Below are 25,469 nucleotides of genomic sequence, written 5' to 3' on the forward strand. Positions count from 1 at the left end.
CTACAGGACGTTGGTAATGCGCCCCGCATTCGATGTCGACATCCGCAGGAGGCTTCCCAAAATGACGCTTGCTGTTTTTATTGTGGAAGACGAGCCATTGATCCAAGACAGCCTCAAGGTTGTGCTCGAGGGCTACTTGCAGGCCGAGGTAGTAGGTACTGCGCTCTCCGAGGCCGAAGCTGTGGCCTGGCTCCAGGCGAATGAAGAGGCATGGCAGCTTCTCGTCGTGGATCTGTTGCTGAAACAGGGAACAGGGCTCGGCGTGTTGGCCGCCCTTTCAGCGCTCGGCAGGAAGAGAGGGATCGTGGTGGCGTTGACCAATGCGGCTTCTCCAGACAACCGTGCGGAGTGCATTCGTCTGGGCGCCGATGCGGTCTTCGATAAGGCAGCAGAGGTCAATGAGTTCCTCGCCTATTGCGCTGCCGAGCATTGACATTGACGGGCGCGTGGACGCCACCCAGATCCCGTGCGACAACTTTTTCTGGAGGACGATAGACGCCATGGAACTGGAAAACTCAGATCAACATGGATTGGCAGCCCAGGCTGCCGAATGGCGCCGACGAGCACTCCGTGGCGATCGAGATGCCCGAGGCATCGCCCACGCGCTCGAAGTGGAAGTCCGACGGCTTCGCGGCAGTGCTCCTGCCATGAGTCACGAACTGCTAGACACTCGCCCTCTCGCTATTTGGGACCCTGCACGGCCCTGGTGGAAGCGTTGGTAAGGCAGTCCGGCCATTGCACGCTGGCCATTGAACCAGATCGAGGGCGTCGCTCATGACGTCACAAGCCAGCGGCAATTGCCGGTTGCATCGCGGCGCCTGCGGACTCGGTCAGGCGTTGCGCTACAGCATTCAGCAGCGCGCCAGCAAAGCCGCCACGCGCCCGTGCATCGGTGCGAGCGCTGGTCACGACCCGCGGCAGCGAACTCCAGGAAACGCTGCAATCGGCGTCGACCAGCGCATTCACCAGGGCGACGTCCTCGCTGCACGCAAGGTGCCTGAACCCACCGACGCGAAGATACGCCGCTGCCGAGACGCCGAGGTTTGCGCCATGCACATGGCGATGGGATTCGCAGTCGAAATAGGTCTCCTGGAAGTGTGTCTGGAGCAGCGCTGCATGGCTGCCGTGAGGCGACCAGTCCAGCACGGACACCGTTCCGCATACAACGTCTGTCTGAAGAGAAAGTTGGGCCGCCAGCCAGTCTTCGGAAACCAGCGTATCGGCATCGGTGAACGCCAGCCATCTCGCACCCCTTGCCAGGAGAGCCTTCGCGCCCACGGCCCGGGCCATCCCGACATTTCGCGCGCGAATGGTCACGGTCATGGCGCCACAGCTGGACGCCAGGATGCCAGTGGCGTCCGTGCAGTCGTCCAGCGCCACGATCGTCTCCACGGGCTCTCCCATCAGTGCGGGGTGCTGCGATGCGATGCGCACTGAAGACAGGCATCCGCGGATCAGTTGCTCCTCGTTGTGCGCCGGGATGACGATACCTAGCATGGTCGAGCCCTCGTGCCGTTGTAGATCGGATTGCCAAGTACTGAAGATAGAGAGCTGCGCGCACACGCCGCGTCAGGAGAAGCGCGGCGGGCCTGTAGGCGACGGACATCCGGACTCGACGAAGAAAAACAGCTGGTCGAAGCGGGCGGCTGGACTACGCGCAGGCCATTGCACGGGTGCTAGAAGTTGATCTTCCAAATTCAGGAGCGCATCCATGGCAGCATCGAAAAACGGCAAGTCGAAAGGAGCGTCGGCGAAAGAAGTCGAGCCGAACCTGCACCAGCAGAGCCACGAGACACAACGGTACGGGGAAATCATCAAGCTCCCCAACGGACTGTCGGAGAAGGTCTGCAAGCAGAGCGTGGCATTGCTGAACCAGTGCCTGGCCGACACGATCACGCTGCGCGACATGTACAAGAAGCACCACTGGCAGGTAGTGGGCCCGACCTTCAACCAGCTGCACCTCATGTACGACCAGCACTACGAAGGCCAGGTGCTGCTGGTGGACATCGTTGCCGAGCGGATTCAGCTGCTTGGCGGCGTTGCGCTCGCCATGGCGCCCGACATCGCCGAAGCCACCAAGATCGCAAGGCCGCCGCGCGGGCGCGAGCCGGCTGCCGTGCAGTTGCGCCGGCTGGCCGAGGCGCATGAGCAGATCATCATCTCGGCGCGCGATGCGGCCGAGCAGGTCGACAAGTCCGGGGACGCCGGCAGCAACGACGTGTTCGTCAGCAACGTGCTTCGCACCAACGAACTGCAGGTGTGGTTCCTGACCGAGCACCTGGTCGCCGCTTCGCCGGTGACGGCCTGACGCCGGCCAACGGTGCCAAGGGCTCCGGGCGATAGCCGCTACTTCACATGTCAGAACCCGCGCTCGCCGATGCCTTGCGGCAACTGCAGCTTCGCTACGGCTGCGACCTCGCGCTGAAGCATCTGGTCGACGCGGGCATCGACGTGCTTCCAAAACCGGGCGCCGGCCAGACCCTGGCGCGCTGGCGTGTGCTGGCCGATGTGGCGGCCCATGACCTTTCGTTGGTGAAGCTGTTCGAAGGGCATACCGATGCGCTCGCCATCCTTGCCGAACTGGGCGCGGCGTCGGCCGCACCCGCGCGTGCGCGCTGGGGCACCTGGTGCGCGGAGCCGCCCGACGCGCGCGTGGTGCTCGACGCGGCAGAGGGTCATCGCGTTCGCCTGACCGGCACCAAGGCCTGGTGCTCGGGCGCCGCGAGCGTGAGCCACGCTGTCGTGAGCTGCTGGAACGCGGCCGGCGAACCGTGCCTTGCGGCTGTCGCCATGGATCAGCCCGGCGTACGTGTGACCGGCAATGGCTGGCATGCCGTCGGCATGGCAGCGAGCGCCAGTGTCGATGTGCGATTCGACCGCGCGGTGGCCACGCAGATCGGTCGGCCCGGCGACTACGTGAACCGCGCCGGCTTCTGGCAGGGTGGTGCCGGCATTGCGGCATGCTGGTTCGGCGGCGCATTCGGCATTGCGCGCGCAGTTCATCAGCGCGCAGGACCGGCGCCAGACGCTCATCGCCTCGCGCACATTGGCGCCATCGAAGTGGCCTTGACCGCGGCCGCCGCGCAACTGCGCGAGGCCGCAGCCTGGATCGACCGACACCCCGAAGACAACGCACAGCGCATCGCCTTGCACGCACGCCTCGCCGTCGAGCAAGCCACCAACGTCGTCATGCACCACGCCGGCCGCGCGGTCGGCGCCGGCCCGCTGTGCCGCGACCCGCACTTCGCCCACGCGATGGCAGACCTGCCCGTGTTCCTTCGCCAGAGCCACGCCGAGCGCGATCTTGCGGCGCTGGGCCAGCTCGCCGCGAACGAGAAAGAGGAGCCTTCGTCATGGACGCTGTAGCACGCCGCGCCATCCGGGGCGAGGGCACCACCGAGATCGAGTGGAGTCGCTGGCCCGGCCTTGCACGTCTGCCCGCGATCGCGCCGCAAGAGCTGGTTCCGCAAAGCGCACGCGCCGTGGTCGTCGCGCCGCATCCCGACGACGAGGTGCTCTCGGTCGGCGGCCTGCTCGCGCTGCTGGCCGACTGCGGCAGGCCCGTCGAAGTGATCGCCGTCACCGACGGCACTGCCAGTCATCGCGGCTCGACCGAATGGCCCGTCGAACGGCTCGCGCGCACCCGGCCACGGGAGAGCCGAAAGGCACTGCACTGCCTGGGCCTGGCCATCGAGCCCGCGAGACTGGGCCTGCCCGACGGCGGCTTGAAGGAACTGCGCGCCGAGCTCGTGGCCGAGCTCGTGTCCTTGCTCCGGCCCGGTGACGTGGTGTTCACCACATGGCGACAGGACGGCCACCCCGACCACGAAGCGACTGGCGAGGCCTGCGCGCTGGCAGCCGCGAGCACAGGGGCCCGGCTGGTGGAAGTGCCCGTCTGGGGTTGGCACTGGTCCCGTCCCGGCGATGCGCGCATGCCCTGGCAGCGCGCCTTTCGGCTCCCGCTGAGCGAAGAGGCCGTGCGGCGCAAGCGCATGGCAGTCAAGGCATTCACCAGCCAGTTGCGGCGCGATGCGTCCACCGGCTCGGGCCCGGTGCTTCGCGCCACCACCGTCCAGCGCGCGGCACGCCCCTTCGAGGTGGTCTTCCTTTAAGCAGCGGCAATGAATGACCAGCGGCCTTATTTCGAATCGCTCTACGCGGCCAGCGAAGACCCCTACGCGCTGCGCCACCGCTGGTACGAGGCGCGCAAGCGGGCGCTGCTGCTGGCCGCCTTGCCGCAGGAGCGCTACCGAAGCGGCTACGAACCCGGCTGCGGCATCGGCGAGCTCACGCTCGCCCTTTCGCAGCGCTGCGACCACCTGCTGGCAAGCGATTTCTCGGCGCATGCCGTGGACATTGCGCGCAAGCGCACCGGCAGCCTTGCCAACGTGCACGTCGCGCATCATGTGCTGCCCGCCGACTGGCCGCACGAGGCCAGCCGCTTCGACCTCATCGTGCTGAGCGAACTGGGCTACTTCCTCGACCGCAACGACATGCACCTGCTGGCCGCCTGCTGCCAGGACACGCTGGAGGCCGACGGCACCCTGGTGGCCTGCGACTGGCGGCCTGATTTCGCACAGCGCAGGCTCTCCACGCAGGAAGTACACGGCGCGCTGGCCTCGCTCGGCCTGGCGCGCCTGGCATTCCACGAAGAAGACGACTTCGTGCTCCAGGTCTGGACGCGCGACGGCCGCTCGGTGGCTGAGCGCGAGGGCATCCGTTGAACGGCGTTGTCGTCACGATGGAAGCCCGGCTTTGAAGCACCGGGCCCGACTGGATACCCGCCGCCCCAGTCGCTGAACTTCGCAGTATTCGCAAATCTCCAGGCTTCCGTTCGCAGGAGTTCGCCCTTTCAGTCCTTCTGCAGTCGGCGCTTTCTGCGTAGATTGCGAACCATGACAACACCCGTTGGAACAACCGAACTCCGCGAACTGGTGCTGCCGGTGCATGCCAACCACCGCGGCACGCTCTTCGCCGGCCAGGGCCTGCAGCTCATGAGCAAGGCGGCCTTCCTGGCGGCGCGCGGCCTGGCTCAACGCGAAGTGGTGATGGCCGAGGTGACCAGCGTCAGCTTTCTCTCGCCCGTGCCGGTGGGCTATCAGCTCGTCCTGCGCGGATGGGTCAGCCGCATCGGCCGCTGTTCGATGACCGTGTGCGTGACCGGCCTGGCCGACGTGCCGGGCGTTCCGGCGGAAGAAGTCCTCAAGGGCGTGTTCGAGATGGTGGCGGTCGATGCCGCCGGCCGCCCCGCCGCCATCGATCGCTCTTATCTGAACAGGGAAACCGCATGACCACCACGACCCTCATGGCCGAAGCCGCCGCGCCGGCCGGCTTCAAACCCAAGAAATCCGTCGCCCTGTCGGGCGTGACCGCGGGCAACACTGCACTGTGCACCGTGGGCCGCACCGGCAACGACCTGCACTACCGCGGCTACGACATCCTGGACATCGCCGAGGTCTGCGAATTCGAAGAAATTGCGCACCTGCTGGTGCACGGCAAGCTGCCCACGCGCGCCGAGCTCAAGGCCTACAAGGCACGGCTGAAGGCCATGCGCGGCCTGCCGGCGAACGTGAAGGACGCGCTGGAGAGCCTGTCCGCCGGCGCCCACCCGATGGACGTGATGCGCACCGGCGTCTCCGCGCTGGGCTGCATCCTGCCCGAGAGAGACGACCACAACCTGCCCGGCGCGCGCGACATCGCCGACCGCCTGATGGCCTCGCTCGGCTCGATGCTTCTGTACTGGTATCACTGGAGCAGCCAGGGCAAACGCATCGACGTGGAGACCGACGACGACTCCATCGGCGGCCACTTCCTGCACCTGCTGCATGGCGAGAAGCCTTCCAAGGCCTGGGTGCGCGCAATGCACACCTCGCTGAACCTGTATGCCGAGCACGAGTTCAACGCATCGACCTTCACCGCGCGCGTGATCGCCGGCACCGGCAGCGACATGTATTCGTCGATCGCGGGCGCGATCGGCGCGCTGCGCGGCCCCAAGCACGGCGGCGCCAACGAGGTGGCCTTCGAGATCCAGAAGCGCTACGACTCGCCCGACGAAGCCGAGGCCGACATCCGCCGCCGCGTGGAGGCCAAGGAGGTGGTGATCGGCTTCGGCCACCCTGTCTACACGGTGAGCGATCCGCGCAACGTGGTGATCAAGGGCGTGGCCAGGCGGCTGTCCGACGAAGCCGGCTCGACCAAGATGTTCGACATCGCGCAGCGGCTGGAGTCGGTGATGTGGGAGGTCAAGAAGATGTTTCCCAACCTCGACTGGTTCAGCGCCGTGAGCTACCACATGATGGGCGTTCCCACCGCGATGTTCACGCCCCTGTTCGTGATCGCGCGCACCAGCGGCTGGGCCGCGCATGTGATCGAGCAGCGCGTCGACAACAAGATCATCCGGCCAAGCGCCAACTACACCGGTCCCGAAGACATGAAGTTCGTGCCGATCGAGGCGCGGGCCTGAGCCGCGCAGGAGTCTCCGAGCGTTTATCGCGGGTTTGCCATACGGGCGCAAACTAGCGCTTGCCACCGCGATGGCACGCCGTCGCGGGAGGCATGCACAACAACACTGGAGACAACAGCATGACCCTGAATCGCCGCGCTTTTTCATCAGCAGCCCTGGCCGGGCTTGCACTGCCCGTTGCCCGCACCGGCTGGGCCCAGGATGCCTTTCCGGCCAAGCCGGTCAAGATCGTCTGCCCCTTCGCGCCCGGCGGGGGCTCCGACTTCATCGCGCGCGTCGCATCGAACGTGCTAAGCCAGCGGCTGGGCCAGGCCGTGGTGGTGGACAACCGGCCGGGTGCCGGCGGCACGCTCGGCACCGAGTACGCATTGCACACGCCCGGCGACGGCTACACGCTGCTGCTGATTGCCGGCAGCTACACCGTCAACCCTTCCCTGTACAAGCTGCGCTTCGACCCGGTCGCCGACATGACGCCGGTGATCCAGCTGTCCATGGGCGCATACGTGCTGTGCGTCAACCCGGCCAAGGTGCCGGCGAAGAACCTGAAGGAACTGCTCGACTACGGGCGCCAGAACCCGGGCAAGCTGACCTTCGCTTCGGCGGGCAACGGCAGCCACCTGCACATCGTGACCGAGTACATGTTCGGCATGGCCAAGGTCAAGGCCACGCACGTGCCGTACCGAGGCACGGGGCCGGCGGTCACCGACCTGGTGGCGGGCAACGTGGACATGCTGGTCGCGGGCACCGAGGCCTTGATGCCTCACGTGCAGTCAGGCCGACTGCGTGCGTTCGCCGTGACCACGGCGCAGCGCCTGCAGGCCTACCCCAACATTCCCTCGATCGCCGAGGCCGGCGGCCTGCCCGAGTACGACGTGGTGGCATGGCACGGGCTGATCGCGCCCAAGGGCGTGCCACCCGCTGTGCTCGCAAAGCTCAACGGCGCGCTCGACGCCGGCCTGAAAGCGCCCGAACTCAACGCCAAGCTGGAGCCCACCGGTGTGTCTGCTGCGGGCGGCACGGTGGAACAGTTCGGTGCGCTGATTCGCGCCGAAATTCCGCGCTACGCCAAGGTCGTGAAAGACAACGACATCCGCTCCGAGTAAGCCGCTTCCTGATTCGCCACGATGAATTCACGACACAGAAAACAACTCCCCGGCACCGCGCTGGACTACATCGACGCCCGCGCCGCGGTCGATGCACTGCGCCCCGGCGCCTGGGACACACTGCCCTACACCGCACGCGTGCACGCCGAGAACCTGGTGCGCCGCTGCGCCCCCGCCATCCTCGATGAATGCCTGATGCAGCTCATCGAGCGCCGGCGCGATCGCGACTTTCCGTGGTTTCCCGTGCGCGTGGTGTGCCACGACATCCTGGGCCAGACCGCGCTGGTGGACCTGGCCGGTTTACGCGACGCGATAGCGGCCGAAGGCGGCGACCCCGCGCAGGTGAACCCGGTGGTGCCGGTGCAGCTGATCGTGGATCACTCGCTGGCCGTGGAGTGCGGCGGATTCGATCCGCAGGCCTTCGAGAAAAACCGGCAGATCGAAGACCGCCGCAACGAAGACCGCTTCCATTTCATCGACTGGACGAAGCGCGCCTTTGCCAACATGGAAGTGATTCCGGCGGGCAACGGCATCATGCATCAGATCAATCTGGAGAAGATGTCGCCGGTGGTCTACGTGCAGGACGGCCTGGCCTTCCCCGACACCTGCGTGGGCACCGACAGCCACACGCCGCATGTCGACGCGCTGGGCGTGATCGCGGTGGGCGTCGGCGGCCTGGAGGCCGAGAACGTGATGCTGGGCCGCGCCTCGTGGATGCGCCTGCCCGACATCGTCGGCGTGGAGCTGACCGGCCGGCGCCAGCCGGGCATCACCGCCACCGACATCGTGCTGGCGCTCACAGAGTTCCTGCGCAAGGAAAAAGTGGTCGGCGCGTACCTGGAGTTCTTCGGCGAAGGCACGCATGGCCTGACCATCGGCGACCGCGCCACCATCTCCAACATGTGCCCCGAGTACGGCGCCACGGCCGCGCTCTTCTACATCGACGACCAGACGCTCACCTACCTGCGGCTCACAGGCCGCGAAGACGCACAGGTCGCGCTGGTCGAAACGTATGCGAAGACAGCCGGCTTCTGGGGCGATGCGCTGAAGACCGCGAGCTACGAACGCGTGTTGAAGTTCGACCTGTCGAGCGTGGTGCGCAACATGGCCGGCCCTTCCAACCCGCACCGTCGGCTGCCGACCTCGCAACTGGCCGAACGCAACATCGCCGTCGGTCTTGCAGAAGCCAGGCTGCAGGAAGCAGCAGGCCTGATGCCCGACGGCGCCGTGATCATCGCGGCCATCACGTCGTGCACCAACACCTCGAACCCGCGCAACGTGATCGCGGCCGCACTGCTGGCGCGCAATGCCAATCGCCTGGGTCTCAAGCGCAAGCCGTGGGTCAAGTCATCGCTGGCGCCGGGCTCCAAGGCTGTGGAGCTCTACCTGCGCGACGCCGGCCTGCTGCCCGAGCTGGAACAGCTCGGCTTCGGCATCGTCGCCTTTGCCTGCACCACCTGCAACGGCATGTCGGGTGCGCTGGACCCGAAGATCCAGCAGGAGATCATCGAGCGCGACCTGTACGCCACCGCGGTGCTCTCGGGCAACCGCAACTTCGACGGCCGCATCCATCCGTATGCGAAGCAGGCCTTCCTGGCATCGCCGCCGCTGGTCGTGGCCTACGCGATCGCGGGCACGATGCGCTTCGACATCGAGCGCGACGTGCTGGACGTGGTGAACGGCAAGGAGATCCGCCTGCAGGACCTCTGGCCGAGCGACGAGGAAATCGACTCGATCGTCGCGGCCTCCGTCAGGCCCGAGATGTTCCGCAAGGTGTACGAGCCCATGTTCGCGATTCACGCGGACAGCGGCGAAAAGGTAAGCCCGCAGTACGACTGGCGGCCGCAGTCCACCTACATTCGCCGCCCGCCCTACTGGGACAGCGAGGGCGTGGGCGCGCTCGCGGCCAATCCGCGCACGCTGCGCGGCATGCGGCCGCTGGCGCTGCTGCCGGACAACATCACGACCGACCACCTGTCGCCTTCCAATGCGATCCTGCTGGACAGCGCCGCCGGCGAGTACCTGGCGAAGATGGGCCTTCCGGAAGAGGACTTCAACTCCTACGCCACGCACCGCGGCGACCACCTGACAGCCATGCGCGCCACCTTCGCCAACCCGCAGCTCATCAACGAGATGGCGGTGGTCGATGGCGTGCAGAAAAAGGGATCGCTCGCGCGCATCGAGCCTGAAGGCAAGGTCGTGCGCATGTGGGAGGCGATCGAGACGTACCTGAACCGCAGGCAGCCGTTGATCATCGTGGCCGGCGCCGACTACGGCCAGGGCTCGTCGCGCGACTGGGCCGCCAAGGGCGTGCGCCTGGCCGGCGTGGAGACGGTCGTGGCCGAGGGCTTCGAGCGCATCCACCGCACCAACCTGCTCGGCATGGGCGTGCTGCCGCTGGAGTTCAAGCCCGGCACCACGCGCCTCACGCTGGGCCTGGACGGCAGCGAAACCTACGACGTGATCGGCAAGCCCGCGCCGCGCACCGACCTCACGCTGGTCGTCCACCGCAAGGGCGGCGACCTTCTGCAGGTGCCCGTGACCTGCCGGCTGGACACGGCCGAGGAAGTGTCGATCTACGAAGCAGGCGGCGTGCTGCAGCGATTTGCACAAGACTTCTTGGCCGAGAACAAGTCGGCAGCCTGAAGACAACCACCACATCCATTTGCCATGGCATCCGCTCCCCAAATCAAGATTCCCGCCGTCTACATGCGCGGCGGCACCAGCAAGGGCGTGTTCTTTCGCCTGCAGGACCTGCCCGCGGCGGCGCGCCAGCCCGGGCCAGTGCGTGACGCGCTGCTGCTGCGGGTGATCGGCAGCCCCGACCCCTACGCCAAGCAGATCGACGGCATGGGCGCTGCCACCTCGTCCACCTCGAAGACCGTGATCCTGTCGCGCTCCACGCGGCCGGACCACGACGTCGACTACCTGTTCGGCCAGGTCTCCATCGACAGCGCCTTCGTCGACTGGTCGGGCAACTGCGGCAACCTGTCAGCGGCGGTCGGGCCGTTCGCGATTGCGCAGGGCCTGATCGACCGGGCGCGCGTGCCGCAGAACGGTTCGTGCACCGTGCGGATCTGGCAGGCCAACATCGGCAAGACCATCGTCGCCCACGTGCCGATCGTCGAAGGCGAAGTGCAGGAAACAGGCGACTTCGAACTCGACGGCGTGACCTTCCCCACAGCTGAAGTGCCGCTGGAATTCATCGACCCGGCCGACGAAGGCGATGGCGAAGGCGGCGGCGCGATGTTCCCGACCGGCAAGGTGGTCGATGATCTGGAGGTGCCCGGCGTAGGCACGCTGAGGGCAACGCTGATCAACGCGGGCATTCCCACCATCTTCGTCAACGCCGCGGACATCGGCTACACCGGCACCGAACTGCAGGACGCGATCAACGGCGATGCGAAGGCGCTGGCGATGTTCGAGACAATCCGCGCGCATGGCGCAGTGAAGATGGGCCTCATCAAGGACATCGGCGAAGCCGCCAGGCGCCAGCACACGCCCAAGGTGGCCTTCGTCGCAGCGCCCAGGGACTACACGGCCTCCAGCGGCAAGGCAGTGAAGGCAGCGGACGTGGACCTGCTCGTGCGTGCGCTGTCGATGGGCAAGCTGCACCACGCCATGATGGGCACGGCCGCGGTCGCCATCGGCACCGCAGCGGCGATCCCCGGCACGTTGGTGAACCTTGCGGCCGGCGGTGGCGAGCGCCAAGCGGTGCGCTTCGGCCACCCATCGGGCACGCTGCGCGTTGGCGCCGAGGCCCGCAAGGTCGATGGCGAATGGGTGGTGACCAAGGCCCTGATGAGCCGGAGCGCCCGTGTGTTGATGGAAGGCTGGGTGCGCGTGCCCGGCGACAGTTTCTGATCGGAAGTTTCCCGAATGTCCACCCGCAAGCAACTCAAAGCCCTCGCCGAGGCCCGCCGCGGCCTGATCGTTCCGGGCGCCTTCAATGCGCTCTCGGCCAAGGTCATCGAAGACCTGGGCTTCAAGGCGATCTACATCACCGGCGCAGGCGTTACCAACATGTGGTTCGGCATGCCCGACCAGGGCTTCATGGGCCTGGCGGAAATTGCCGATCACACGGCGCGCATCCGCGATGCGGTGTCGGTGCCGCTGATCGTCGATGCCGATACCGGCTTCGGCAACGCATTGAACGTGCGCCACACGGTCCGCACGCTGGAGCGCGCCGGCGCCGACTGCATCCAGTTCGAAGATCAGGTCGCGCCCAAGCGCTGCGGCCATTTCTCGGGCAAGGAAGTGATTGCTACCGAAGAGGCGGTGAGCAAGATCAAGGCGGCCGTCGATGCGCGCCAGGACCCGGACCTGCTGATCATGGCCCGCACCGATGCGGCTGCAGTCCACGGCTTCGAGGCCGCGGTCGAGCGGGCGCAAAAATTTGCCGAGGCCGGCGCCGACATCCTCTTCGTCGAAGCGGTCACCACGGCCGAAGAGATCCGCGCGCTGCCCCAGCGCCTGGTCAAGCCGCAGCTCATGAACATGGTGATCGGCGGCAAGACGCCGATCTTCAATGCCACGGACCTGGGCGAGCTGGGCTACGGCATCGTGCTCTACGCCAACGCCGCGCTGCAGGGCGCCGTGGCAGGCATGCAGAAGGCATTGACGGTGCTGCGCGACGAGAAGGAAGTGCAGGAATCGAGCGGACTGGTCGCGACCTTTGCAGAGCGCCAGCGCCTGGTCGGCAAGCCGGAGTGGGACGCGCTGGAGAAGCGCTACACCTGAGGCGCCGGCTGCCGCGCCAGCTCGACGAAGGCCTTCAGGTAATCGACGTCGGTGTCTGCCTCTCGCGCGCCAAGAAAGATCTGTTTGGCAATGCCGCGCGAGCCCAGCCGCACCGGCACGATGTCCATCTTCTCCGCGTATTCCTCCACCAGCCAGCGAGGCAGCGCGGCCACGCCACGGCCGCTCGCCACCATCTGCAACATGATGTCCGTTGTCTCGATCGCCTTGTGGCGCTTGGGCGTCACACCCGCGGGCATCAGGAACATGTTGTAGATGTCCAGCCGGTCCGTCGCAACCGGGTAGGTGACGAGGACCTCCTCGGTCAGTTGCGCAGGCTTGACGTAGGGCACGTTCGCCAGGCGGTGGCCGCGCGCAACCGCGAGCACCTGCTCGTAGTCGAACACCGGCTCGTAGTGCAGGCCTGGCTTGTAGAGCGGATCGGGCGTCACCAGCAGGTCGATCTCGTAACCGAAGAGCGCACCGATGCCGCCGAACTGGAATTTCTGCTTCACGTCGACGTCCACGTCGGGCCATGACGCCAGGTACGGCGACACCACCTTCAGCAGCCACTGGTAGCAGGGGTGGCACTCCATGCCGATGCGCAGCGACCCGCGTTCGCCCTGGGCGAACTGGCGCAAGCGTTCTTCTGCCAGCGTGAGTTGCGGCAGCACGCGGTTGGCGACCGCCAGCAGGTACTGGCCCGCCTGGGTCAGTCGCAGGCCGCGCCCTTCGCGCTGCCAGATTTCAGTTCCGAGCTGGATCTCGAGCTTGCGGATGGAATGGCTCAAGGCCGATTGCGTCAGGTGCAGCACCTCGGCGGCAGCCGTGAGCGAGCCTTGCTTGTCCACCTCCTGAACGATGGTGAGATGCGTGCGCTCCAACATGATCAATGAGCAGTATTCATGGATACGTGAAATAAGACCATTTTACTTCAACAGTCGGCAAACCTACGATCCACGCTTTCTCTGACTGCCGGACGTTCCGATACCCATGACCACCACCCACAACCTTGGCTTTCCCCGCATCGGCGCCAGGCGCGAATTGAAGTTCGCGCTCGAGTCGTACTGGAAGGGAGAGTCTTCGCGCGACGCGCTCAAGGCCCTTGGCGCCGAGCTGCGTCAACGCCACTGGCAAGACCAGACCGGCATCGATCTGGTGCCGGTGGGCGACTTCGCGTTCTACGACCAGGTGCTGGACATGAGCTTCACGCTCGGCAACCTGCCCGAGCGTGTGCGCGGCTTCCACGGCGATGCCCTGGACAACTACTTCCGCGTGGCGCGCGGCCGCTCGGCGCAGTCCGCCGAAGACCACGCGGGCTGCTGCGGCGGTGTTGCCGCGGGCGAAATGACGAAGTGGTTCGACACCAACTACCACTACATCGTCCCCGAGTTCACGTCGGCAACCGAGTTCAAGCTCGACGCATCGCGCATCCTGGAGCAGCTCGCCGAAGCGAAGGCGCAAGGTGTGAAAGCCAAGCCCGTGCTGGTGGGCCCCGTGACGTACCTGGCCATCGGAAAGGCCAAGGACGACTCCGACAAGCTCGCGCTGCTGCCGCGCCTGCTGCCGGTGTACGCGGAACTGCTCGACGCGCTGGCGGCCCAGGGCGTCGAGTGGGTGCAGATCGACGAGCCCCTGCTCGTCACCGAGCTGGACGCCGACTGGCAACATGCCTTCAACACGGCTTACCACCATCTCAAGGCCGCCAAGGTCAAGATCCTGCTCGCGACCTATTTCGGCCAGCTGCTGGAAAACAAGTACCTGGCCGCCAACCTGCCGGTGGCGGGCCTGCACGTCGACGCCATCAACGGCCGCGACGACGTGGTGCCTCTGCTGAGCATGCTGCCCGCGCACAAGGTGCTGTCGCTCGGGGTCATCAACGGCCGCAACATCTGGAAGAGCGACCTGGCGGCCATCCTCGATTGGCTCGAGCCGCTGGCGCAGCGCCTGGGCGACCGCCTCTGGATCGCACCGTCGTGCTCGCTGCTGCACGTGCCGGTGGACCTGGCCAGCGAGCAGAAGCTCGATGCCGAGGTCAAGTGGTGGCTCGCCTACGCGCTTCAGAAGCTCGAGGAGCTGAGAGTGCTGGCCGCCGCCCTGCGCAACGGCCGCGATGCCGTGAAGGATGAGCTGGCAGCCAACAGTGCGGCCCTTGCCGCGCGCCGCTCGTCGCCCCGCGTGAAGAACCCCGCCGTTCAGGCGGCTGTCGCCAAGCTCAACAGCCAGTTGGGCCAGCGCGAAAGCATTTACGCCAAGCGCGCGCCCAAGCAGGCTGCGCTCCTGAAGCTGCCGCAGTACCCCACCACCACCATCGGATCGTTCCCGCAGACCGCGGAAATCCGCCACGCACGCAGCGAGTTCAAAGCCGGCCGCCTCGGCTTGCCAGGCTACAAGGCCGCCATGCAGGCCGAGATCGCCCGCAGCGTGCTTGAGCAGGAAGCACTCGACCTGGACGTGCTGGTCCATGGCGAGGCAGAACGAAACGACATGGTCGAGTACTTCGGCGAGCAGCTCGAGGGCTACGCCTTCAGCCAGTTCGGCTGGGTGCAGTCCTACGGCTCGCGCTGCGTGAAGCCGCCGATTCTGTTCGGTGACATCAGCCGCCCCCGCCCGATGACGGTCGAGTGGACCCAGTACGCGCAGTCGCTCACCAGCCGGCCCATGAAGGGCATGCTGACCGGGCCCGTCACGATCCTGAATTGGTCTTTCGTGCGCGACGACCAGCCGCGCTCGGCCTCATGCAAGCAGCTCGCGCTGGCCATCCGCGAAGAAGTGCTCGACCTGGAGAAGGCCGGCGTGCGCGTGATCCAGATCGACGAGGCGGCGCTGCGCGAAGGCCTTCCGCTGCGCAAGTCGCAGTGGCAGGAGTACCTGGACTGGGCTGTCGAGTCCTTCCGCATCACGGCCAACGGCGTGCGCGACGAGACGCAGATCCACACGCACATGTGCTATTCGGAGTTCAACGACATCATCGCGTCGATTGCCGACATGGATGCCGACGTCATCACCATCGAGACCTCGCGTTCGGACATGGAGCTGCTCGATGCCTTCGACAACTTCAAGTACCCCAACGAGATCGGCCCCGGCGTGTACGACATCCACTCGCCGAACATTCCGAGCCAGGAGCACATCGTGCAGCTGATGAAGAAGGCGGCGGAGCGCGTTCCTGCCGAACGCCTGTGGGTCAACCCCGACTGCGGCCTGAAGACGCGCCAGTGGGCGGAAGTAGTGCCGGCGCTGACCAACATGGTGGCGGCCGCCAAGACGCTGCGCGCATTGGCCTGAGCCCGGCGCAGGCTCCACCGGCCCCCGTCTAGGGATGCCAGGTGGAGACCACGGCCGGTGTCTGCGCAGTGGGCCGGCCAGCCAGCGCATAGGAGAGCTCGTTCGCGGCCTTCATGATCGTCTTCGCGTGGCCGAGCAGCTTTGCCTTGGGCAGCCGGTCCGCGGGGCCCGAGATGCACACCGAACCCAGCAGCGCCCAGCGCAGGCCGAAGACCGGCGCCGACACGGTCGCCACGTTCTTCTCGCGCTCGCCGATGGAGAAGTGATAGCCCTTCTTGCGGATGTCTTCGTACAGCTTTCCGGGCTCGCCGGAGAACGCAAGAATCACCCGCCCCGGTGACCCCTTTTCCAGCGGCAGCATCGCGCCCATGCGTGCGTGGTGCCGGATGGGCTGCGGCCCTTCCACGCGCGCCAGGCAGGTCCTGGAATTTCCTTCGCGCACATAGAACGCCGCGCTCTCGCCCGTTGCATGCGACAGGGCGAGCAGCATCGGCTCCACCACATTGTTGGCATCGAAGCTGGCTTGATAGCGGGCTCCGAGCCAGCCTGCCGCAGGCCCCAATCGCCATTCGCCGTCGTCGCGCTGCACCACGTAGCCGGCAAGCGCCAGCGTGCGCAGCAGCCGCAGCGCGGTTGTCTTGTGCATGTGGCTGCGGCGGGTCAGTTCGGCCAGCGAGAGGCGCTCGTCCTGCATGCCGAAGGCATCGAGCAGCTGCAGGGCACGGGTGACGGCGGTCACGCCGCCCGTGGCGCCCGCGTCCACTTCACGCGGCTCTTCGATGACTTCGGTCGATCTCTTGGCTGCCGTCGATTTGTTTCGCACAGTGGTCCATGGTCCGTTCAGTGGACCACCATTGTATGGAGCGGAACGCAAATCTAAAGTCGCTTCATGCCTCTGAGCACCACCGCTCGCAGGCACTGATTGATCGAACGATTCCGGAGACAAGACAAATGCGTACCTCGAGCCCCAGCTCCATTCCTCGCCGCACGGCCCTCGGCCTCGCCCTTCTGTTTTCTTGCGGCATGGCGCTGGCACAGGGCTATCCGGCGCGCCCCATCCGCCTCGTCGTGCCGTTCCCGCCGGGCGGCGGCACGGACATCATTGCCCGCGAAGTGGCGAACAAGGTCGCGACCTCGGAAGGCTGGACCATCGTCATCGACAACAAGCCCGGCTCCGGCGGCAACATCGGTGTCGACGCGGCAGCCAAGGCCAACCCCGACGGCTACACGCTGGTGCTGGGGCAGACCAGCAACCTCGCGATCAATCCGACGCTCTACGCCAAGCTGCCCTACGACCCGGTGAAGGACCTCGCCGCGGTGGGCCTCGTCGCATCTGCGCCGCTGGTGCTGGTGGTCTCAGCCGCGTCGCCCTACAAGAAGCTCGCGGACGTGGTCGCCGCCGCAAAGGCCAAGCCCACCGCACTCAACTACGCGAGCTCGGGCAACGGCACGGTGGCCCATCTCGCCACCGAGCAGTTCCAGAAGGCCGCGGGCGTGCAGTTCACGCACGTTCCCTACAAGGGTGCATCGCAAGGCCTGACCGATCTGGTTGGCGGCCAGATCCAGATGTACATCTCGTCCGTGCCGACCCTGATCGCGCAGATCAAGAGCGGCCAGCTGCGCGCGCTGGCCGTGACCTCGCTGCAACGCAACCAGGACCTGCCTGACGTGCCCACCATGGCCGAGTCTGGCTACAAGGATTTCGAGGCCGTCACCTGGTTCGGCGTGGCAGGCCCCGCGGCCATGCCGAAGGATGCGGTCACCAAACTCAACGCAGCTTTCAACAAGGCACTCGCCACACCTGAAGTGCAGAAGAAGCTCGCGGCGCAAGGCGCGGAGGTGATGTCCGGCCCGCCCGAGAAGTTCGCATCGCTGATTCGCACGGACGGTGTCCGCTGGGGCGCCGTCGTCAAGGTTTCGGGCATCAAGCTGGATTGAGCGCCCTTCTTCTTTACTCCATCACTTCTGAAAGCATTTCCATGTCATCGCCCCTTCCCGACATCGTCCGCAACTTCGAGCGCGTGCCGGCGCACATCGTGGCGCAGGCTGCCGAATTCCAGCCCGCCATCCTGGCCGACGTGGCCGGGCGCCGCGGCGCGGTGGACGGACGCATCAAGGCACTGCGCCCCCGCATGAAGCTGGCCGGCACCGCGATCACCGTCGAGGTACGCCCCGGCGACAACCTGATGATCCATGCCGCCATTGCCATGGCGAAGCCCGGCGACGTGCTCGTGATCGACGGCAAGGGCGACCAGACCTCCGCGCTCATGGGCACGATCATGATGACCGCCTGCAAGCAGGTCGGCATTGCCGGCGTGGTCATCGACGGGGCCTGCCGCGACAGCAACGAGATCGACGAGATGGACTTTCCGGTGTTCTCGGTCGGCACCAATCCGAACGGGCCGACCAAGAACATCGGCGGACGCATCGGCCATCCCGTATCGATCGGCGGCGTCACTGTGCATGCTGGCGACTTCATCGTCGGCGATGGCGACGGCGTGGTCGTGGTGGAGCGCGAGAAGATCGAGTCGCTGCTGCCTCTCGCCGCGAAGAAGGTGAAAGACGAGGCCGCGCGCATCGCCGCCATCAAGGACGGAAACACCGCCGCCAAGTGGCTCGATGCAGCGCTGCGCACGGCCGGTGTGCTGAAGGAGGGCGAGACGCTGTGAGAGCCATCCTGGTGACGGGCGCCGACCTCGCGCCACAGGCACTCGACCTCCTCGAGGGATATGAAGTCATCTACGCAGGCAAGACGCCGACCGAGGACGACCTCGTCGCCTTGTGCCGCGCGCATGACCCCGTGGCCATCATCGTTCGCTACGGCAAGGTGGGCGCCGCGGTCATGGACGCGGCTCCCTCGCTCAAGGTGATCTCCAAGCACGGCAGCGGCACGGACACGATCGACAAGGTGGCCGCACAGGCGCGTGGCATCGAAGTGGTCGCGGCCGTGGGCGCCAATGCCGCAGCGGTGGCCGAACAGGCGCTCGCGCTGCTCCTGGCCTGCGCCAAGTCGGTGGTGGCACTCGACGCCCGCATGCATGCCGGCCACTGGGACAAGGCGACGCACAAGAGCCTCGAACTCGGCGGCCGCACCATCGGCCTTATCGGGCTCGGTGCCATCGGACTGCGCTTCGCGCGCATGGCCGATGCGCTGGACATGCGCGTGCTTGGGTTCGATCCGTATGCAAGGAACCTCCCGGCCTATGTACAAGCCGTGGACATGGCGACCATCTGGGCCGAGTCCGATGCCATTTCCCTGCACTGTCCGTTGACGGACGACAACCGGGGGTTGCTTGACGCGCAGACACTGGCTCGGTGCAAGCGTGGCGTGATCGTCATCAACACGGCACGCGGCGGCCTCATCGAAGAGGCTTCGCTGCTGGCGGCAGTGCGCTCCGGCCAGGTGGCCATGGCCGGGCTGGACAGCTTCGCGGTCGAGCCGATGGCGCCCGGCCATCCGTTCCAGGGCGAGAAGAACATCGTGCTGAGCCCGCACATCGGCGGCGTGACCAGCGATGCCTACGTGAACATGGGCGTCGGCGCGGCGAAGAATCTGCTGCAGGTGCTCGCCCGCCAGACGACGAGCGTCTGAGGCGCTGCCGCAAGGCGGCACCATCCAGACTCGAACAAGGAGACAAAAAATGAACAGAGACAAGAACGCCCTCCGGGCGATGGCCGAACTCGGGCTGTCGGCCGTGCTGGCAGCAGCGCATGCGCAAACCTGGCCGGCCAAGCCCGTGCGCATCCTCGTCGGCTTTTCCGCAGGCGGCCCCACCGACGTGGTGGCGCGCGCCTTTGCCGACCACGCGTCTCGCGCGTTGGGCCAGCCCTTCATCGTGGACAACAAGCCCGGCGCCAACACGATCCTAGCGGCCGAAGCAGTCGCTGCCGCGCCGGCAGACGGGTACACGCTGCTGCTGGGCGCGACGAATCACACGATGATCCCGGCGCTCTACAGCCAGCGGGTCAAGTTCGACGCGGTGCGGTCGTTCGCCCCGGTGTGCTCGCTCGCCGTGAGCCCGACGGTGCTGGTCGTCGGGCCATCGATGCCCGGCAAGTCGTTCGGCGCATTCCTGCAGGCGGTGAAGGCCGAGCCGGGCAAGCGCACCTATGCCACGCCGGGTTCGGGCAGCTCGGGGCATTTCGCGAGTGCGCAGTTCACGCGGCTGACGGGCACGTCGATGAACCACATCCCGTACAAGGGCGCGGCGCAGGCGACGACCGATCTCATGGGAGGCCAGGTCGACAGCTCTTTCGCCACGCTGGGCTCGGTGCTCGCGCAGGTGCAGTCGGGCAAGGTGACGGCCCTGGCCGTGGCGGCGCCGAAGCGCTCGGCACTGCTGCCGGACGTGCCGACTTTCGAGGAGGTGGGCGTCAAGGGCTACACGGCCGACGCGTGGTACGGCTTGCTGGCGCCAGCAAAAACGCCGCCGGAAGTCCTGGCCGTGCTGCGCCGCGCAGCCACCGAGTTTGCGCAAGCGCCGGCCACGCAGGAAAAGCTGCGTTCGCTCGGCATGGAAGCACAGAACATCTGCGCCAATGCCTTCGGCGCGCAACTGGCGCGCGAGGTCAAGCTCTATGGCGAGCTGGCCCGAACGCTCGACCTCAAGACCGAATGACCGCACACCCCAAGGAACCCATGATGAAGGCCATCCGATGCATGCTCGCCGCATGCCTCTTCGCCGCCGCGTCCGCCCAGGCCGCCTTTCCGGACCGCCCCATCACGCTCGTCGTGCCGTATGCGCCGGGCGGCTCCGCGGACGCGCTGGCGCGCGTGCTGGCGGTGCGCATGGGCGAGAAGCTGGGCACCAGCGTGATCGTCGACAACAGGCCCGGCGCCAGCGGAACCATCGGCGCGAGCTTTGCCGCCAAGGCCGCGCCCGACGGCTACACGGTGCTCTACGACGCCACGCCGTACTCGATCAATCCGCATCTCTTTCCTCGCATGCCGTACGCCGGCAATGCCCTGCAGCCGCTGGCGCTGGTCTCGCTGGCGCCCAACATCGTGATCGTCCGCGCGGAGTCGCCGGTGAAGAGCATCAAGGACCTCGCGGACAGGGCGAAGGCCGAACCCGGAAAGCTCAACTTCGCATCGGGCGGAAGCGGCACCGTGCAGCGGCTTGCGGCGGAACTGCTGCGCCAGCGGCTCGGGCTCGACATGGTGCATGTCGGCTACAAGAGCGGCGGCCCCGCCATCTCCGACGTCATGGGTGGGCAGGTCGACTTCATGTTCAGCACCATCGCCGCGTCGTACCCGCTCGTGTCCTCGGGCAAGCTGCGCGCGCTGGCTGTGTCGTCGCCGCAGCGCTCCGCGCGCCTGCCCGATGTGCCGACCATCGCCGAAACCGTTGCGCCCGGCTACGAGGCCTACGAGTGGAACGGCCTGCTCCTGCCGGCCGGCACGCCGGCGCCCATTGCCGACAAGCTCCACAAGGCGGTGGTCGATGTCCTGAAGAATGACGAAGTGAAGCGGCGCTTCGTGGACGTGGGCGTGCAGCCGGTCGGCTCGACGCCATCCGAGTTCGCCGACTTCCTGAAGAAGGAAGATGCGAAATGGGCGGAAGTGATCCGCAAGGGCAACATCAAGCTCGACTGAAGAAGGCCCCATGAATCACGCCCCTGACGCGCAGCCGGTTCCCCATTCGGTGGGAATGAACCGGCCTGCAACTGGCCTGCCGCCCGACGCCTGCGACAGCCACATGCACATCTTCGACCCGCGCTTCGCCGCATCGCCGCACTGGAAGCGCCAGCCGCCGCGCGCCGAGGTGGCCGCCTATCGGCTGCTGCAGCGGCGGCTCGGAACTTCGCGCACGGTGGTCGTCAACCCCTCGACCTACGGCACGGACAACGCCTGCACGCTCGACGCACTCGCGCAACTGGGCGAGAGTGCGCGCGGCATCGCAGTCGTCGGCCAGGACGTGGCCGACGACGAGCTCGACCGGCTGGCGGCACAACGCATCTGCGGCTTGCGCGTGAACTTCGTGACACCGCAGTCCTGGGGCGTCACCACGCCGCAGATGCTGACGACACTGGCACGCAAGGTGGCCCGGCTGGGCTGGCACGTCCAGGTCTTCCTGCAGCCCGAACAACTGGTGGAACTCGAGCCGATATTGACGGCACTCCCGGTGCCGCTGGTGATAGATCACATGGCCCGCATCGACCCGGCCGACGGTGTCGATGGCGCCGCGTTCGCGGTGGCGCGCCGGCTGCTCGACGGCGGCAATACGTGGATGAAGCTGTCGGGCGTCTACATGCGATCGCGCGATGGAGCGCCCGCCTACCAGGATGCCTTCGCGCTGGGCCGCGCGCTGGTCAAGGCAGCACCGGAACGGCTGGTCTGGGGCAGCGACTGGCCTCACACCACGGAAACTCCAGGGACCGTCAACGACGCCGACCTGGCGGATGTGCTCTCGGCGTGGTGCGACGACAGCACCGCCGTGCGCGACCGCATCCTGGTCGACAACCCGGCGAAGCTCTATGGCTTCGCGACTGCCTGATCGCCAAGGAGACCGACTTGTACCTGCTTCAAGCGCCCCAGGTGCTGGACCTGCAGACCTTCACCAGCATGCCCGAATCGTTCCGGCGCCCGGAGCCCAGCGTCTGGGCCGATGCCAATCGCGGCGGCCAGGTGACCGACTCCTTCCTCGAAGGCCCTGTGTTCGACGACGACGGCAACCTCTACGTCACGGACATCCCTTTCGGCCGGATCTTCCGCATCGACACATCGGGCGAATGGACACTGGTCGCCGAGTACGACGGCGAGCCGAACGGCATGAAGTTCGTCGACGCACACACCCTGCTCGTCACCGACTACAAGAACGGCCTGATGCGGGTGGATGTGCGAACCGGCCACGTCACGCCGCACCTTCAGCGGCGCAACACCGAGAGCTTCAAGGGCGTGAACGACCTGGTGCTCGATGAGCAGGGCAACGTCTACTTCACGGACCAGGGCCAGAGCGGGTTGCACGACCCTTCGGGCCGCCTGTATCGCCTGAGGCCCGACGGGCAGCTAGACCTGCTGCTGTCCAACGTGCCCAGCCCGAATGGCGTGGCCCTCTCGCCGGACGGCAAGGTGCTCTATCTCGCGGTGACGCGCGGCAACTGCGTCTGGCGCGTGCCGCTGCTGGCCGACGGGAGCGTCGCCAAGGTGAGCCAGTTCTTCACGTCCTACGGGCCCAGCGGCCCCGATGGGCTTGCGGTCGACACACAGGGGCGGGTGCTGGTCGCCAATCCAGGCCTGGGCTATGTCTGGGTGCTCAACACGCGCGCCGAGCCCGTCATGGTGCTGCGCGGGCCCGCCGGCGCCTCGACGACGAACATTGCCTTCGGCGGCCCGGACGGGTCGACCTTGTTCGTCACCGACTCCACGCACGGCAACGTGCTGAAGCTGGCGCTCGACGCTCCTGGCGTGCGGCTGCATCGCTGGCCGTCCTAGCCCCCCGCCACGGGCTTTTTTCGATTTGTTTCAAAAAAGGCCTTTACCTCCCGAAGGAAACTTTCCCGGTCTTTTGCACACCTATCACGCATTGTTTGCAAAACCCAACACCGAGGAACACTCCATGCGTCTCACGACGAAGGGCGGCTTCGCCTTGACGGCCATGATCGATGTCGCCATGCGCGAGCGGGATGGCCCCGTACCGTTGGCGTCGATCAGCCGACGACAGCACATTGCCCGCTCATCGCTCGAACTGCTGTTCAGCAAGCTGCGCCAGCATGCGCTGATCAAGGCAACGCGCGGACCGGGCGGCGGCTACACGCTGACGCGCAGGGCGTCCGAGATCACCGTGGCGGACATCCTCGCTTCGGTCGATGGCCAGCCACTGGCCGACACCGAAGCCTCGCCGAACAAGGAAGACGCCGGCGGCAGCAGCAAGGGCTGCTACTCGACCGATGCGCTGTGGGCCTCCGCCAAGCACCATGTCATGGAATTCCTGGGCTCCGTCACTCTGCAGAGCCTGGTCGAAGACCAGCTGGCCAAGGGCGTGCGCGTCGAGCACGAGCCCCCGAAGAAGAAAGAAGCCCCACCGAGCCCCGCGGCCCTGCCGATGCGCGTGAACGCGCCGAACTCGGTGTTCGCGTGGAACGGCGTGTTCGCCAAGCGCTGAAGACAAAGCAGGCTTTACATGGCTGACTGACCTGAAACGCAAGGCAAATTACGGGTTTTGAAGACTCGTACGGCAAGGGATCGATGCTTCCGGAAAACGCCGGAGGCCCTTGCCGGAGATCGCCTTGGTTTCTCTTTCTGCACGCCGACACGCGGCCTGTGTCCGCCCGTCCGACATCGCTTTCACGCTGCTTGCCATCCTTGCGGTCGGTGCGCTGGTCCCCGCCTGCGGAGGCGACAGGGGCAGCAGCAATAGCCACAGCAGCAGTGCCCCGACCCGTCCGGCGGCGTCCGCGAAAGCTCCCGACGACGCACCACGCGACTGCACCGTCACCCTGGAGGGCGACTCGATCCTCCACGGCGCCTACGGCTACAACAAGCGCTTCGACGAGCCGCCCGCGGCGATGCTCAAGCGCCTGCGGCCGGCCTACACGGTGCTCGACAACAGCGCGCCGGGGTCGACAGCCGCCCAGCGCGCGCCCGCCTTCTCCAGCACACCGCTGACCACGCATTTCGTGGTGCTGCAACACGGCATCAACGACGGGCAGTTCGGCCAGCCCTACGAGCCGGCGCTGCGCCGCATGGTGGCGCACGTACAGGCCCAGGGGCGCACGCCGGTCATCACCGGCCTCAGCCGCCAGACGCACTCCGCCCCGGGCAGGGACGCGGCCGACAACATCGCCCGGCGCGTGGCCGGCGAGACCGGCGCGCTGTTTGCCGACTGGGGCGCGGTGTCCTTCAAGCCAGCCGAGATGGCCGACGTGCTGCACCCCGCGCCCGCCTACAGCGAGCGACTGGTCGGGCGCATCGTGGCCTTGCTCGACCAGGCCGCGCCCGAGTGCAGGTACTGACACCCGCAACTTTTTTCGGTGCGCCATTACGGGTTTTGGCGGTTCCGTTCGGCAAGGAAGTGCATTCACCTGAGACCGAAAGAGGAGCCGCCTCGCCATGCTTCAGAGCACTTTCCGCACGCCACCGTCATCGCCCAAATCGTCAACGTCGCACCGCCAGGAGGCTGCCCGATGAGCGCAACAAGCAGCCTTTGCATCGTCGCGACCGCCTTCTTCGCGCTTGGCGCCGTCTGGTTCACGGGCAAGGCGCTCGGTATGCGCGCCGCGGGCACGCCGCCGGCCCACATCGGCGCCCGGCTGGAGCCCGTCGCCACGCGCGAGCGCATCGACCTGCGACAGCCGCTGCGCGCGCTCGCCGTCACCCACGGGGCGACGCTGGCGCAACGCGGCATCGGGCTCGACCTGCGCCTGCCGGAAGACCCGCTGCCAGTGGCCGTGATCGCCGGCGACCTGCCCCAGCTCATGGCGCACATCGCCGACGCTGCCGCCGCCACCTTGCCGCAGGGCACGACGCTGCACGTGCTGGCGCGCGCCGAAGGACACCAGGCGGTGATCAGCTGGCGCGAGGCCACTATCGACAGCGACACCGACATCGACGCACCCCGCCTGTCGCACGCCTTCGAAACCAGCGCCGGCCGCGCGGCCACGCCCCGCATCCATGCCTGCCGGGCCATCGTGGCGCGGCACGGCGCGCGCATCTACACCGCGCCCTCGCCTCTGGGCGACGGCTGCCTCACGCTGCGGTTTCCGCTGTACGGCGACCGCGCAGTGCGTGCCCCGAAGGGGCTGCTGTGATGGCCACCCCCTGGCTCTTCGTGCCGGCGCAGACCCGTGCACGGACACGCGCACAAACACGGGCGCGAGCCGCCATCGGTGTTCCGGGCTCCCTGCGTTCCTGGCTGGCCAGCGTGTGCTGCCTCGGCGCG

The 25,469-nt window shown here is 66.8% G+C and carries 26 protein-coding genes; 23 read left to right on the top strand and 3 right to left on the bottom strand.

From position 1 onward, the window contains the following. Positions 1 to 16 precede the first annotated feature (16 nt). Both ACSFBF_RS29750 and ACSFBF_RS29755 read left to right on the top strand, forming a co-directional pair. The gene (locus ACSFBF_RS29750; RefSeq protein WP_435473293.1) at positions 17 to 433 is read left to right on the top strand and encodes a response regulator; all 417 of its coding nucleotides are present in this window, start codon (positions 17 to 19) and stop codon (positions 431 to 433) included. Between the two features lie 92 nt (positions 434 to 525). After that, positions 526 to 651 carry a hypothetical protein gene (locus ACSFBF_RS29755; protein WP_435473295.1) on the top strand — a complete coding sequence of 42 codons (126 nt, stop codon included), beginning with the start codon at positions 526 to 528 and terminating at the stop codon, positions 649 to 651. Between the two features lie 129 nt (positions 652 to 780). Here the strand turns inward: ACSFBF_RS29755 and ACSFBF_RS29760 are convergent, their stop codons facing one another. Continuing rightward, positions 781 to 1,497, bottom strand: coding sequence for a glycosyltransferase family 2 protein (locus ACSFBF_RS29760; protein WP_435473297.1), 717 nt, complete (start codon positions 1,495 to 1,497; stop codon positions 781 to 783). Between the two features lie 214 nt (positions 1,498 to 1,711). Between ACSFBF_RS29760 and ACSFBF_RS29765 the strand changes: the two genes are divergently transcribed. From ACSFBF_RS29765 to ACSFBF_RS29810, 10 genes are all read left to right on the top strand, one after another. Then, positions 1,712 to 2,308 carry a Dps family protein gene (locus ACSFBF_RS29765; RefSeq protein ID WP_435473299.1) on the top strand — a complete coding sequence of 199 codons (597 nt, stop codon included), beginning with the start codon at positions 1,712 to 1,714 and terminating at the stop codon, positions 2,306 to 2,308. A gap of 47 nt (positions 2,309 to 2,355) precedes the next feature. Continuing rightward, positions 2,356 to 3,366: an acyl-CoA dehydrogenase family protein gene (locus ACSFBF_RS29770; RefSeq protein ID WP_435473301.1), complete on the top strand. Its 1,011-nt coding sequence runs from the start codon at positions 2,356 to 2,358 to the stop codon at positions 3,364 to 3,366. Then, positions 3,354 to 4,112: a PIG-L deacetylase family protein gene (locus ACSFBF_RS29775; RefSeq protein WP_435473303.1), complete on the top strand. Its 759-nt coding sequence runs from the start codon at positions 3,354 to 3,356 to the stop codon at positions 4,110 to 4,112. The genes ACSFBF_RS29770 and ACSFBF_RS29775 overlap by 13 nt, the downstream gene beginning before the upstream one ends. Before the next feature lie 9 nt (positions 4,113 to 4,121). Beyond that, positions 4,122 to 4,724, top strand: coding sequence for a methyltransferase domain-containing protein (locus tag ACSFBF_RS29780; RefSeq protein WP_435473305.1), 603 nt, complete (start codon positions 4,122 to 4,124; stop codon positions 4,722 to 4,724). 171 nt (positions 4,725 to 4,895) lie between these two features. Next, positions 4,896 to 5,291, top strand: coding sequence for an acyl-CoA thioesterase (locus ACSFBF_RS29785; protein WP_435473307.1), 396 nt, complete (start codon positions 4,896 to 4,898; stop codon positions 5,289 to 5,291). Continuing rightward, entirely contained in the window at positions 5,288 to 6,463 is a 1,176-nt protein-coding gene (prpC, locus tag ACSFBF_RS29790; protein WP_435473309.1) for a bifunctional 2-methylcitrate synthase/citrate synthase, read from the top strand. Before ACSFBF_RS29785 ends, prpC begins: the two co-directional genes overlap by 4 nt. A gap of 119 nt (positions 6,464 to 6,582) precedes the next feature. After that, complete coding sequence (locus ACSFBF_RS29795; RefSeq protein WP_435473311.1) at positions 6,583 to 7,566, top strand: tripartite tricarboxylate transporter substrate binding protein; 984 nt, start codon at positions 6,583 to 6,585, stop codon at positions 7,564 to 7,566. A gap of 21 nt (positions 7,567 to 7,587) precedes the next feature. After that, positions 7,588 to 10,212: a Fe/S-dependent 2-methylisocitrate dehydratase AcnD gene (acnD, locus tag ACSFBF_RS29800; protein WP_435473313.1), complete on the top strand. Its 2,625-nt coding sequence runs from the start codon at positions 7,588 to 7,590 to the stop codon at positions 10,210 to 10,212. Positions 10,213 to 10,236: 24 nt separating this feature from the next. Then, a complete protein-coding gene (gene prpF / locus ACSFBF_RS29805) occupies positions 10,237 to 11,430 on the top strand; it encodes a 2-methylaconitate cis-trans isomerase PrpF (RefSeq protein WP_435473315.1) in 1,194 nt (397 codons plus the stop codon). 15 nt (positions 11,431 to 11,445) lie between these two features. Continuing rightward, positions 11,446 to 12,306 (top strand): isocitrate lyase/PEP mutase family protein, encoded by an 861-nt coding sequence (locus tag ACSFBF_RS29810; RefSeq protein WP_435473317.1) that lies wholly within the window; start codon positions 11,446 to 11,448, stop codon positions 12,304 to 12,306. On the opposite strand, the gene ACSFBF_RS29815 is transcribed toward ACSFBF_RS29810, so the two are convergent. Further along, positions 12,297 to 13,190 (bottom strand): LysR family transcriptional regulator, encoded by an 894-nt coding sequence (locus ACSFBF_RS29815; protein WP_435473319.1) that lies wholly within the window; start codon positions 13,188 to 13,190, stop codon positions 12,297 to 12,299. The genes ACSFBF_RS29810 and ACSFBF_RS29815 overlap by 10 nt on opposite strands. A gap of 106 nt (positions 13,191 to 13,296) precedes the next feature. Between ACSFBF_RS29815 and metE the strand changes: the two genes are divergently transcribed. Continuing rightward, positions 13,297 to 15,588, top strand: a complete 2,292-nt coding sequence (gene metE / locus ACSFBF_RS29820; RefSeq protein WP_435473321.1) for a 5-methyltetrahydropteroyltriglutamate--homocysteine S-methyltransferase — start codon at positions 13,297 to 13,299, stop codon at positions 15,586 to 15,588. 28 nt (positions 15,589 to 15,616) lie between these two features. On the opposite strand, the gene ACSFBF_RS29825 is transcribed toward metE, so the two are convergent. Then, positions 15,617 to 16,369 (bottom strand): IclR family transcriptional regulator, encoded by a 753-nt coding sequence (locus ACSFBF_RS29825; RefSeq protein WP_093077188.1) that lies wholly within the window; start codon positions 16,367 to 16,369, stop codon positions 15,617 to 15,619. A 170-nt stretch (positions 16,370 to 16,539) separates the two neighbouring features. Here ACSFBF_RS29825 and ACSFBF_RS29830 point away from each other — a divergent pair, with 170 nt between their 5' ends. The 10 genes from ACSFBF_RS29830 (at position 16,540) to ACSFBF_RS29875 (ending at position 25,338) form a co-directional block, all read left to right on the top strand. After that, a complete protein-coding gene (locus ACSFBF_RS29830) occupies positions 16,540 to 17,526 on the top strand; it encodes a Bug family tripartite tricarboxylate transporter substrate binding protein (RefSeq protein WP_435473323.1) in 987 nt (328 codons plus the stop codon). Between the two features lie 41 nt (positions 17,527 to 17,567). Continuing rightward, on the top strand, positions 17,568 to 18,257 hold the full coding sequence (locus tag ACSFBF_RS29835; RefSeq protein ID WP_435473325.1) for an RraA family protein: 690 nt from the start codon (positions 17,568 to 17,570) through the stop codon (positions 18,255 to 18,257). Further along, positions 18,254 to 19,180: an NAD(P)-dependent oxidoreductase gene (locus ACSFBF_RS29840; protein WP_435473327.1), complete on the top strand. Its 927-nt coding sequence runs from the start codon at positions 18,254 to 18,256 to the stop codon at positions 19,178 to 19,180. The genes ACSFBF_RS29835 and ACSFBF_RS29840 overlap by 4 nt, the downstream gene beginning before the upstream one ends. 49 nt (positions 19,181 to 19,229) lie before the next feature. Next, positions 19,230 to 20,207 carry a Bug family tripartite tricarboxylate transporter substrate binding protein gene (locus ACSFBF_RS29845; RefSeq protein ID WP_435473329.1) on the top strand — a complete coding sequence of 326 codons (978 nt, stop codon included), beginning with the start codon at positions 19,230 to 19,232 and terminating at the stop codon, positions 20,205 to 20,207. A 23-nt stretch (positions 20,208 to 20,230) separates the two neighbouring features. After that, positions 20,231 to 21,184, top strand: coding sequence for a tripartite tricarboxylate transporter substrate binding protein (locus ACSFBF_RS29850; RefSeq protein ID WP_435473331.1), 954 nt, complete (start codon positions 20,231 to 20,233; stop codon positions 21,182 to 21,184). A 10-nt stretch (positions 21,185 to 21,194) separates the two neighbouring features. Continuing rightward, a complete protein-coding gene (locus ACSFBF_RS29855; protein WP_435473333.1) occupies positions 21,195 to 22,085 on the top strand; it encodes an amidohydrolase family protein in 891 nt (296 codons plus the stop codon). 17 nt (positions 22,086 to 22,102) lie between these two features. Then, positions 22,103 to 23,023 carry an SMP-30/gluconolactonase/LRE family protein gene (locus tag ACSFBF_RS29860; protein ID WP_435473335.1) on the top strand — a complete coding sequence of 307 codons (921 nt, stop codon included), beginning with the start codon at positions 22,103 to 22,105 and terminating at the stop codon, positions 23,021 to 23,023. Between the two features lie 124 nt (positions 23,024 to 23,147). Beyond that, positions 23,148 to 23,693: an Rrf2 family transcriptional regulator gene (locus ACSFBF_RS29865; RefSeq protein WP_435473337.1), complete on the top strand. Its 546-nt coding sequence runs from the start codon at positions 23,148 to 23,150 to the stop codon at positions 23,691 to 23,693. A 124-nt stretch (positions 23,694 to 23,817) separates the two neighbouring features. Further along, the gene (locus ACSFBF_RS29870; protein ID WP_435473339.1) at positions 23,818 to 24,543 is read left to right on the top strand and encodes an SGNH/GDSL hydrolase family protein; all 726 of its coding nucleotides are present in this window, start codon (positions 23,818 to 23,820) and stop codon (positions 24,541 to 24,543) included. 171 nt (positions 24,544 to 24,714) lie between these two features. Next, positions 24,715 to 25,338 carry a sensor histidine kinase gene (locus tag ACSFBF_RS29875; RefSeq protein WP_435473341.1) on the top strand — a complete coding sequence of 208 codons (624 nt, stop codon included), beginning with the start codon at positions 24,715 to 24,717 and terminating at the stop codon, positions 25,336 to 25,338. Positions 25,339 to 25,469 lie beyond the last annotated feature (131 nt).

It is taken from the genome of Variovorax nivicola, assembly GCF_051216475.1.
Classification (GTDB): Bacteria; Pseudomonadota; Gammaproteobacteria; order Burkholderiales; family Burkholderiaceae_C; genus Variovorax.

Excerpts from the sequence above, each read along its gene's own strand:
- ACSFBF_RS29865 (WP_435473337.1), top strand. The coding sequence starts at position 23,148 with ATGCGTCTCACGACGAAGGGCGGCTTCGCCTTGACGGCCATGATCGAT.
- metE (WP_435473321.1), top strand. The coding sequence starts at position 13,297 with ATGACCACCACCCACAACCTTGGCTTTCCCCGCATCGGCGCCAGGCGC.
- ACSFBF_RS29765 (WP_435473299.1), top strand. The coding sequence starts at position 1,712 with ATGGCAGCATCGAAAAACGGCAAGTCGAAAGGAGCGTCGGCGAAAGAA.
- ACSFBF_RS29875 (WP_435473341.1), top strand. The coding sequence starts at position 24,715 with ATGAGCGCAACAAGCAGCCTTTGCATCGTCGCGACCGCCTTCTTCGCG.
- ACSFBF_RS29750 (WP_435473293.1), top strand. The coding sequence starts at position 17 with ATGCGCCCCGCATTCGATGTCGACATCCGCAGGAGGCTTCCCAAAATG.
- acnD (WP_435473313.1), top strand. The coding sequence starts at position 7,588 with ATGAATTCACGACACAGAAAACAACTCCCCGGCACCGCGCTGGACTAC.
- ACSFBF_RS29810 (WP_435473317.1), top strand. The coding sequence starts at position 11,446 with ATGTCCACCCGCAAGCAACTCAAAGCCCTCGCCGAGGCCCGCCGCGGC.
- ACSFBF_RS29760 (WP_435473297.1), bottom strand. The coding sequence starts at position 1,497 with ATGCTAGGTATCGTCATCCCGGCGCACAACGAGGAGCAACTGATCCGC.
- ACSFBF_RS29855 (WP_435473333.1), top strand. The coding sequence starts at position 21,195 with ATGAATCACGCCCCTGACGCGCAGCCGGTTCCCCATTCGGTGGGAATG.
- ACSFBF_RS29845 (WP_435473329.1), top strand. The coding sequence starts at position 19,230 with ATGAACAGAGACAAGAACGCCCTCCGGGCGATGGCCGAACTCGGGCTG.
- ACSFBF_RS29775 (WP_435473303.1), top strand. The coding sequence starts at position 3,354 with ATGGACGCTGTAGCACGCCGCGCCATCCGGGGCGAGGGCACCACCGAG.
- prpC (WP_435473309.1), top strand. The coding sequence starts at position 5,288 with ATGACCACCACGACCCTCATGGCCGAAGCCGCCGCGCCGGCCGGCTTC.
- ACSFBF_RS29755 (WP_435473295.1), top strand. The coding sequence starts at position 526 with ATGGATTGGCAGCCCAGGCTGCCGAATGGCGCCGACGAGCACTCCGTG.
- ACSFBF_RS29850 (WP_435473331.1), top strand. The coding sequence starts at position 20,231 with ATGAAGGCCATCCGATGCATGCTCGCCGCATGCCTCTTCGCCGCCGCG.
- prpF (WP_435473315.1), top strand. The coding sequence starts at position 10,237 with ATGGCATCCGCTCCCCAAATCAAGATTCCCGCCGTCTACATGCGCGGC.
- ACSFBF_RS29770 (WP_435473301.1), top strand. The coding sequence starts at position 2,356 with ATGTCAGAACCCGCGCTCGCCGATGCCTTGCGGCAACTGCAGCTTCGC.
- ACSFBF_RS29795 (WP_435473311.1), top strand. The coding sequence starts at position 6,583 with ATGACCCTGAATCGCCGCGCTTTTTCATCAGCAGCCCTGGCCGGGCTT.
- ACSFBF_RS29830 (WP_435473323.1), top strand. The coding sequence starts at position 16,540 with ATGCGTACCTCGAGCCCCAGCTCCATTCCTCGCCGCACGGCCCTCGGC.
- ACSFBF_RS29785 (WP_435473307.1), top strand. The coding sequence starts at position 4,896 with ATGACAACACCCGTTGGAACAACCGAACTCCGCGAACTGGTGCTGCCG.
- ACSFBF_RS29815 (WP_435473319.1), bottom strand. The coding sequence starts at position 13,190 with ATGTTGGAGCGCACGCATCTCACCATCGTTCAGGAGGTGGACAAGCAA.
- ACSFBF_RS29835 (WP_435473325.1), top strand. The coding sequence starts at position 17,568 with ATGTCATCGCCCCTTCCCGACATCGTCCGCAACTTCGAGCGCGTGCCG.
- ACSFBF_RS29780 (WP_435473305.1), top strand. The coding sequence starts at position 4,122 with ATGAATGACCAGCGGCCTTATTTCGAATCGCTCTACGCGGCCAGCGAA.